1 protein-coding gene is annotated in these 906 nt (G+C 56.6%); it reads right to left on the bottom strand.

Annotation, left to right across the window (positions count from 1 at the left end):
- Positions 1–170: 170 nt before the first annotated feature.
- A partial coding sequence (locus OP495_RS18470; RefSeq protein WP_280571234.1) for a TonB-dependent receptor occupies positions 171–906 on the bottom strand: 736 nt, incomplete at its 5' end.

Here is a 906-nt window from a genome sequence, read left to right as displayed (position 1 = left end):
ACGATGGCCGTCGCTATGGGTATTGACCGTGCAGCCAGTGAGCCCCGCCAGCAGCAGCGCGGTTCCCATCACCGCAAATAGATAACGCATAGGTTCCCTCGCTTTCTGATTCTCGATCCACTTATCCACTGGCCGAAGCGACGCACCAGTGAGCGAATGTCGCGACGCGTTTAGAACGCGACTTCCATTCCAGCATAGACGGTACGTCCCGGCGCCGGTTCGAAATAGCGCCCATAGCTTCCATTGAGACGCACATTGGCGAAATGCTCGCGATCGAAGAGGTTGCGCATGCCGACGTAGCCCTTGAGCACAGTATCGCCGCCCAGGTGCCAGCCATCGCCGACGCGTAGATTGACCAACCAATAGTCATCGACCTCCACCTCGTTGGCGTCGTCCGCTACCATGTCGCCGATATATTGCGTCTCGAGCGTTGCAAAACGCTCATCGAGCCCCTGCCAGGAGAGCTGGTTCACCCAGGTTTGCTCCGGCAGGCCGGGAATACGGTTCCCGCCGTAATGGTCTCCCTGAACGCCATACTCATCGAACTCGTACTTAGCCAGCGTTAGGGCACTATCGAGGTGCCAGCTTGGCGTCATCTGCCAGCCCAGCGCCAGCTCAACGCCATCCCGTGAAGTGTCCCCGGCGTTGCGGTAGTAGGTGCGCTCATTCGGATCCCCTTCAATCTGATAGGGGATAAGCTCATCACTCGTTCGAATCGAAAATAGTGCTAAATCATAGTCCACGCCACTGTCGAAATTGCCCCGCAATCCGATTTCACGGCTCCATGCCTTCTGCGGTTCCACGCTCGGATTAAAGCCACCCGCTTCGGAAGGATTGGCAAATTCAGAGAATGTGGGTGTTTCAAAAGAAGTGCTGATATTGGCATAGACCTGATGCGTCGGCAGA

The organism is Chromohalobacter sp. 296-RDG (assembly GCF_029889885.1).
Classification (GTDB): domain Bacteria; phylum Pseudomonadota; class Gammaproteobacteria; order Pseudomonadales; family Halomonadaceae; genus Chromohalobacter.
Note: the sequence above shows the minus strand (reverse complement) of the source record. Positions and strands in the feature narration are given on the sequence as shown.